Origin of the sequence: Streptomyces sp. NBC_00872 (assembly GCF_045161915.1) — a bacterium.
GTDB lineage: Bacteria > Actinomycetota > Actinomycetes > Streptomycetales > Streptomycetaceae > Streptomyces.
On the sequence record NZ_CP108806.1, the window covers coordinates 8,643,007 to 8,650,833 of the forward strand.

6 protein-coding genes are annotated in these 7,827 nt (G+C 67.7%); 1 reads left to right on the forward strand and 5 read right to left on the reverse strand.

Annotation, left to right across the window (positions count from 1 at the left end):
- Nucleotides 1-91: 91 nt before the first annotated feature.
- From OG214_RS36785 to OG214_RS36805, 5 genes are all read right to left on the reverse strand, one after another.
- Nucleotides 92-892, reverse strand: a complete 801-nt coding sequence (locus OG214_RS36785) for an SGNH/GDSL hydrolase family protein (protein ID WP_363085329.1) — start codon at nt 890-892, stop codon at nt 92-94.
- 49 nt (nt 893-941) lie between these two features.
- Nucleotides 942-1,652: a 4'-phosphopantetheinyl transferase gene (locus OG214_RS36790; protein ID WP_405987244.1), complete on the reverse strand. Its 711-nt coding sequence runs from the start codon at nt 1,650-1,652 to the stop codon at nt 942-944.
- Nucleotides 1,649-2,497, reverse strand: coding sequence for a metallophosphoesterase (locus tag OG214_RS36795; RefSeq protein WP_365903632.1), 849 nt, complete (start codon nt 2,495-2,497; stop codon nt 1,649-1,651). Before OG214_RS36795 ends, OG214_RS36790 begins: the two co-directional genes overlap by 4 nt.
- Before the next feature lie 169 nt (nt 2,498-2,666).
- Nucleotides 2,667-4,580 (reverse strand): ABC transporter ATP-binding protein, encoded by a 1,914-nt coding sequence (locus OG214_RS36800; RefSeq protein WP_405987245.1) that lies wholly within the window; start codon nt 4,578-4,580, stop codon nt 2,667-2,669.
- The gene (locus OG214_RS36805; RefSeq protein ID WP_405987246.1) at nt 4,558-6,315 is read right to left on the reverse strand and encodes an ABC transporter ATP-binding protein; all 1,758 of its coding nucleotides are present in this window, start codon (nt 6,313-6,315) and stop codon (nt 4,558-4,560) included. The genes OG214_RS36800 and OG214_RS36805 overlap by 23 nt, the downstream gene beginning before the upstream one ends.
- 274 nt (nt 6,316-6,589) lie before the next feature.
- On the opposite strand from OG214_RS36805, the gene OG214_RS36810 reads away from it, so the two are divergent.
- Nucleotides 6,590-7,621, forward strand: a complete 1,032-nt coding sequence (locus tag OG214_RS36810; protein ID WP_365903629.1) for a GDP-mannose 4,6-dehydratase — start codon at nt 6,590-6,592, stop codon at nt 7,619-7,621.
- The last annotated feature ends 206 nt before the right edge of the window (nt 7,622-7,827 follow it).

The following is a 7,827-nucleotide window of genomic DNA, read 5'->3' on the forward strand; positions in this document are numbered from 1 at the left end:
CAGCGGAACTGGCAGAGGGACGGACATGAGTGAGGGCGTTCCGCCGAAGTGGCGGAACGCCCTCACCCGGTTGACTCTCCGGTGTGTCCGGTCAGCCGGTCAGTGAGTTCAGGCTGGCCAGATAACCGTCGCGGTGACCGGCCACATTCGGGTGGTAGGACTCATTGATCTTGTCCCATTCCAGACTGGTCACCCAGGCGGTACCACCTGAGCAGAGCGTGTGCGGATCGAATACAGGACGGGCGTCGAGGAATTCGAAACCGGCCTCGGCCGCACGGGCCGATGTGACGGAGGCCAGAGTGTCGGCCGCCGAGTTCATGGCGGCACGCTCGGTGTCGCTCAGTCCGAATATTCCGCAGTTACCCCGGATGGTGTAGAGCCGCGGATAGCCGATGACGATGACTCTCGCGTTCGGCGCCTTGGCGCGCACCGCCGCGTAGGTCTGTGCCAGCGCGGGGGACAGATACGCCTGTGCGGCCTGCTTCGCGAGCTCGACGCCGTTGACGCAGTCCTGGTCGTTGATGGTCAGGATGCAGTTCGTCAGCACATCGACGAAACCGACGTCGTTGCCGCCGACCTGGAGCGTCACCAGGGTGGTGTCCGCCGTCAGCTGGGGAATCTGCGAATTGATCACATCGGTCGTGGTGGCACCGGAGCAGGACGCCTCCACGAAGGCGACCGACGGGTGCTGGGCGGCCCAGAGCCGGGTATAGGTCAGCGGGCCGCGCCGGCATTCGGCATTGGGATCGTCGTACGTCCGGGTACCCGGGGCGACGGCGTACGAGTCACCCAGGGCCACATACTTGCCCGCGGCGGCCTGGGCCGAGGTCGATATCGTGGCCGCCGCGACGAATGCCAGCAGGACGGTGAAAAGTACCTTTAATGAGCGCACGGAAATGCTTCTCCAATGGTGGGGGCATGGACCCCTTATGGATAGCAGTTCAGAACGTCATTGTGTTGTCGTGTCCATGAAAAAGTGATGACGTTTCATGGGGTATGTGGATGGCGGTGGCCACCAGGCCGCGATCGGCCGTCCAGCGGCCCGAGAATTCATCGTAACGCCGGTTTTCGACAACCGGGCCCGGTACCAAGAGCCTTGCCTGAAAGGTCCGTTCGACCGGATTGATGTCTATTTCCGCCTCGGAGAAATCGAGTTCGCGTCCGGTGAGGGGGTACCACACCTTGAAAACGCTTTCCTTGGCGCTGAAAAGGAGCCGGTCCCAGCTCACCTCGGGATGACGCCCCGTCAGATACACGATCCGCGCGGACTCGCGCGGGAGTGCGATGGCCTCCAGCACCCCCTCCGGCAGCGGCGCGTCGGGCTCCGCGTCGATGCCCACCGCCGCCGTGGCGTCCGACCTGGCCACCACCGCGGCGCGATAACCGTCACAGTGCGTCATGCTGCCCACGATGCCTTTCGGCCACTGCGGAGCGCCGCGGGGATTGGGGAGGAGCGGTACGGGCGGCTGCCCCAGCCGGTGCATCGCGCGCCGGGCCAGCAGCCGTACGGTGGTGAACTCCCGCCGGCGCTTGGCCACGGCCCGCGCGATATGGGCGCTCTCCTGCGGGAACAGCGCCTCGTCCGGCCCCGGCGCGGGATCGTCGTACGCCGCCTCGGCCACGACCGAGGAAGGCAGGATCTCACCGATCACCGGACGTCCTGTCCGCCCGGCACCGGAAGGATCTGCCGCAGCGGCTCCCGGGGCGGCCGTTTGCTCCACTCGCGCGGATAGCCGACCGAGACCTCCTCGAAGCGGACCCCGTCGTACCAGGTCACCCGGGGGATGTGCAGATGTCCGTAGACCACCGTGGCGGCGCGGAAGCGCACATGCCAGTCGGCGGTCAGCTCGGTGCCGCACCACTGCGCGAACTCCGGGTAGTACAGCACCCGGGTGGGCTCGCGCACCAGCGGGAAGTGGTTGACCAGGACCGTACGCAGCGAGGGGTCGAGGGCGGAGAGCCGCCGCTCGGTCTCCGCGACCCGGGCCCTGCACCAGGCGTCCCTGCCCTCGTACGGATCCGGGTGGAGGAAGTACTCGTCGGAGCCGACGATGCCCGCTTCGGTCGCCACGCGCAGCGACTCCTCCATCGTGGTGGCGCCGGGTGCCAGGAACGAGTAGTCGTAGAGCACGAAGAGCGGGGCCACCACCACCGGACCGCCGGCGCCGCGCCACACGGGGTAGGGGTCTTCGGGAGTGGCGATGCCCAACTCCCGGCAGAGCTCCACCAGATGGAGATAGCGCTTCTCGCCGCGCAGATCGCACGGATCCTGCGGATGCGTCCACAGTTCATGGTTGCCGGGGGCCCAGATCACCCGCGCGAACCGGTCGCTGAGCAGCCGCAGCGCCCACTCGATGTCGGTGTACTTCTCGGCGACATCGCCCGCGACGATCAGCCAGTCGTCGTCGGAGAAAGGCCGTAGCTTCTCGACCAGCGCGCGGTTCTCGTCGTACGCGACATGCAGATCGCTGACAGCCAGAAGTCTTCCGTCGGGCACAGTACCGAACCTTTCCGTCGAGTCCTGTCGGTTCCGTTGCGTTCTGTCGGCTTCTGCCGGGCCCGGACGCCTGACCGGGCCCGACGCGGTCACCCTGCGAGAGTACGCGGAAACATATGACGTGGCCTCAGTGTCTTGTTGCGGGCGGATGTCGGCGAGAGGCCTCGGCTCAGCCGCCGGCCGTCAGCGGCGCGGCGCGCGGGGACTCCTGGGCACGGGCCGCGTGGAGCCGGGCGTAGGCGCCCCGCTCCCGGATCAGCTCGTCATGAGTGCCCCGCTCGACGATCCGCCCCGACTCCATGACGACGATCACATCGGCGTCGCGGATGGTGGAGAGCCGGTGCGCGATCACAAAACTGGTCCTGCCCGCGCGCAGGGTGTTCATCGCGCGCTGGATGAGGACCTCGGTACGGGTGTCGACGGAACTCGTCGCCTCGTCCAGGACCAGGACCGCGGGCCTGGCGAGAAACGCCCGCGCGACCGTGATGAGCTGTTTCTCCCCGGCGCTGACGCCCGACGACTCGTCGTCCAGCACCGTGTCGTAGCCGTCGGGGAGGGTACGGATGAACCGGTCGGCGCAGGTCGCGCGCGCGGCGGCCACGATCTCCTCGCGGCTCGCGCCCTCCTGTCCGTACGCGATGTTCTCGGCGATCGTGCCGCCGAACAGCCAGGTGTCCTGGAGGACCAGACCGAACCGCGCCCGCAGATCGTCCCGTGTCATCGACGCGATATCCGTCCCGTCGAGCAGGATGCGGCCCCCGTCGACCTCGTAGAACCGCATCAGCAGATTGCCGAGTGTGGTCTTGCCCGCGCCCGTGGGACCGACGATCGCGACCGTACTGCCCGGCTCCACGGCGAGCGACAGACCCTCGATCAGCGGTGTCTCGGGGGAGTAGCGGAACGACACCCGGTCGAAGCGCACCCGGCCCATGGTCTCGCCCGGCCGGGCCGCGGGCTCCGGATCGGGATCCTGCTCCCGCTCGTCGAGCAGTGTGAAGACCCGGGCGGCGGAGGCGATCCCGGACTGGAGCCGTCCGGCCACGCTCGCGACCTGGACGATCGGCTGGCTGAACTGCCGGGAGTAGAGGATGAAGGCCTGGACGTCCCCGAGCGTCAGCGCGCCGCTGACGACCTTCCACGCGCCGGCCACCGCCACCGCCACATAGCCGAGGTTGGCGATGAACATCATCGACGGCTCTATCGAGCCCGAGGCGAACTGGGCCTTGGCGCCCGCGCGGAAGAGCGCCTCGTTCTGGGTGTCGAAGTGCCGCTCGGCCTGCTCGCGCCGGCCGAAACCCCTCACCAGGGAGTGGCCCGTGTACATCTCCTCGACATACGCGTTCATCGCCCCCGTCGCGGCCCACTGGTCCGCGAAGCGGGGCTGGGCCCTTCTGCTGATCCAGGCCGCGAGTACGGCCGAGACCGGCACGCTCGCCAGCATGACCGCCGCCAGCGACGGGGAGATCACCAGCATCAGGATCAGCATGGTCACGATCGAGAACACCGAGGTGATCAGTTCGGCGAGGGTCTGCTGAAGGGTCTGCTGGAGATTGTCGACATCGTTGGTCGTACGGCTCAGCACCTCGCCCGCCGGGTGGCGGTCGAAGTACCGCAGCGGCAGCTTCCCGAGCTTCTCCTCCGCCCGCTCCCGCAGCTCGAAGACCACCTTCTGGACGACGGCCGAGACCAGCCTGCCCTGCACGAGCATGAAGAGGGAGGCCGCGGCATAGAGCACGAGCAGAAGCAGCAGCACCTGGCCGACCCGGCCGAAATCCACCCCCGGCGCTTCCACCCCCGGCGCTTCCACCCCCGGCGCTTCCACCCCCGGCGCTTCCACCCCCGTACTCGCGCCCGTGCCCGCTCCCGTACCCGCGCCTGTCCCCTGGCCGCCCGTCAGCGCACCGTCGACGATCAGATCCGTGGCCCTGCCGAGCAGGAGCGGGCCGAACGCGTTGCAGCCGATCCCGGCTATGCCCAGGACGAGTGCGGCGGCGACCAGGGAACGGTGCGGCCGGAGCAGCGCGAGGAGCCTGCGGCCCGGTCCGGCGGATTCCGCCCGGTCAGGGCTGTCCGGCGAGACCATGGAGAGCCTCCTCCTCGGTGAGCTGGGAGAGTGCTATCTCGCGATAGGTCGAACTGTCGCGCAGCAGCGCGTCATGGGTACCGGTGCCGACGACCCGGCCCTCGTCCAGCACCACGATCCGGTCCGCCGAGCGGACCGTGGCCACCCGCTGGGCGACGGTCAGCACCGTCGCCCCCGCGGTCTCGGGCGTCAGCGCGGTGCGCAGCGCGGCGTCCGTGGCGTAGTCGAGCGCCGAGAAGCAGTCGTCGAACAGATAGATGTCCGGCCGGCGCAGCAGGGTGCGCGCGATGGCCAGCCGCTGGCGCTGACCGCCCGAGACATTGGTGCCGCCCTGGGCGATCGCCGTGTCGAGACCGTCGGACATGGCCTCGACGAAACCGGCGGCCTGGGCGGTACGCAGAGCCCGCCACAGCTCCTCGTCGGTGGCGTCCGGGTTCCCGAACCGCAGATTCGTCGCGACGGTCCCGGAGAACAGATACGGCCGCTGCGGTACGAAACCCACGGCGCGGCTCAGTACCCCGGGGTCCAGCTCCCGTACATCGACGCCGTTGACATGGACCGAACCGTCCGTGACATCCATCAGCCGCAGCACCAGATTGAGCAGGGTGGTCTTGCCGCTGCCGGTGCTGCCGAGGATCGCCACGCTCTCGCCGGGGGCCGCCGTCAGATCGATCCCGTGGAGTATCGGCTTCTCGGCGCCCGGGTAGCGGAACCCCGCCCCCCGGATGTCGAGCCGGCCCGCGTCCGCCGCCGTCGTCCGTACCGGCTCGGCCGGCGGGGTGACCCCGGTCGCGGTGGTCACGATCTCCTGGATACGCGCGGCGGACACCTTCGCGCGCGGGACGGACAGAAACACGAACGCGATCATCACGACCGACATCAGAATCAGCGAGAGATAGCTCAGAAACGCGCTGAGCGCGCCGATCCGCATCGCCCCGCTGTCGATCCGGTAGGCGCCGGTCCACAGGATCGCCACCATGAAACCGTTCATCAGCAGCAGCACCACGGGGAGCATCGACGCGATGAGCCGGCCCACCCGGCGTGACACATCGAGGAGTTCGGTATTCGTCCGGGTGAACCGGGCCCGCTCATGGGTGTCCCTGACGAAGGAGCGCACCACCCGTACCCCGGTGATCTGCTCCCGCAGCAGCCGATTCAGCCGGTCGAGATACGTCTGCATCCGCTCGTAGAGCGCCCCCATACGGACCAGGAGCAGTCCGAACGCGACACCGACGACCACCACCAGAACCACCAGGATCAGCGCCGGCGGAATGTCCTGCTGGAGCGCCAGGAAGACACTGCCCAGACACATCAGGGGCGCCGACACCACGATGCCGAACCCCGACTGGGCCAGCGTCTGCACCTGCTGGACGTCATGGACCGTACGGGTCATCAGCGACGGCGTGCCGAACCGGCCGATCTCCCGGGCGGAGAAGTCCAGCACCCGGCGGAAGACCACCGAGCGGATGTCGCGCCCCATCGCCATCGCCGTCCGGGCGCCGAGCGACACCGCGCCGACGGCCGCCACGATCTGGACGAGCGCCACGGCCACCATAAGCGCGCCGACCCGGGCGATGTAACCGCTGTCGTCGGCGACCACCCCGTTGTCGATCAGGGCCGCGCCGAGCGTCGGCAGCAGCAGCGTGCCGAGAATCTGGACCAGCTGCAGAAGAACGAGCAGGGCCGCCGGCCACCGATAGGGTCGTACATGAGTGCGCAGAAGTCCGAACAGCACGGAAAGACGCTCCGGTTGACAGAGCCGGCCCGGACGCCGACGCACACAGTGCACCGCATCACCGGCCCGAAAATCCCTAGTGTTCGCCCCGGTTCCTCTTCCCGGCGGTGTCCGCACTCGGGAATTCCCTAGTAAGCCGGGGATTTCTTGACACCGAGGTCGGCGGCTTGCGAGCGTGCCGGTGTCTATCGTCCGGACAGAAGCGTATTCGATGCGAGGTCGTCGACCTGGCTCTGCGTTTGGGCGGTCTCTCGGTGGTCGAGAAGGGGTAGGTATGTCCAAGCGTGCGCTGATCACTGGAATTACCGGGCAGGACGGCTCTTATCTGGCCGAGCATCTGCTGTCCCAGGGGTATCAGGTCTGGGGTCTGATCCGGGGACAGGCCAATCCGCGGAAGTCCCGGGTCAGCAGGCTCGTATCCGAACTGTCGTTTGTCGACGGCGATCTCATGGACCAGGGAAGTCTGGTCTCCGCCGTCGACACCGTGCAGCCCGACGAGGTCTACAACCTCGGCGCGATCTCGTTCGTGCCGATGTCGTGGCAGCAGGCGGAGCTGGTCACCGAGGTCAACGGAATGGGTGTGCTGCGGGTCCTCGAAGCGATCCGCATGGTGAGCGGACTCAACGGCTCGCGCGCGGCCGGCGGCGGCCAGATCCGCTTCTACCAGGCGTCGTCCTCGGAGATGTTCGGCAAGGCCGCGGAGACCCCGCAGCGCGAGACGACGCTCTTCCATCCGCGCAGCCCGTACGGTGTCGCAAAGGCCTACGGGCACTTCATCACCCGTAACTACCGGGAGTCCTTCGGGATGTACGCGGTCTCCGGAATGCTCTTCAACCACGAGTCCCCGCGCCGTGGTTCGGAGTTCGTGACCAGGAAGATCTCCCTCGCGGTCGCCCGGATCAAACTCGGACTCCAGGACAAACTGCACCTCGGGAACCTCGACGCGGTACGTGACTGGGGCTTCGCCGGTGACTATGTGCGCGCCATGCATCTGATGCTCCAGCCGGACGAGCCGGACGACTACGTGGTGGGCAGCGGCGCCATGCACTCGGTCAGGGACGCGGTGCGGATCGCGTTCGAACACGTGGATCTGAACTGGCAGGACTATGTGGTCATCGACCCCGAACTGGTGCGTCCCGCCGAGGTCGAGGTGCTCTGCGCCGACAGCGACCACGCCCGCGCCAAACTGGGCTGGAAGCCCACCGTCGACTTCCCCGAACTGATGAAGATGATGGTGGACGCCGATCTCCATCAGGTCTCCCGCGAACATGAATACGGGGACCTTCTGCTGGCCTCGAACTGGTAGCGGATCGCCGGGCCGCGGGAAACTAGGGATTTCCCGCCGCGCTTCCGACGACACTCGCCACATGGTTTCCCCGAATCGGCCGCGAAGCCATGTGGCTTTCTCTTCACCGCAGTGCACTACATCGGCATAGCGCGGTGCACGACGAGCGCGAGATGTCCGGCGTGATTCATGTTCGGCCGCTGGCTGTCGAGATGGGTTGAGTTGAG

Excerpts from the sequence above, each read along its gene's own strand:
- OG214_RS36800 (WP_405987245.1), bottom strand. The coding sequence starts at position 4,580 with ATGGTCTCGCCGGACAGCCCTGACCGGGCGGAATCCGCCGGACCGGGC.
- OG214_RS36810 (WP_365903629.1), top strand. The coding sequence starts at position 6,590 with ATGTCCAAGCGTGCGCTGATCACTGGAATTACCGGGCAGGACGGCTCT.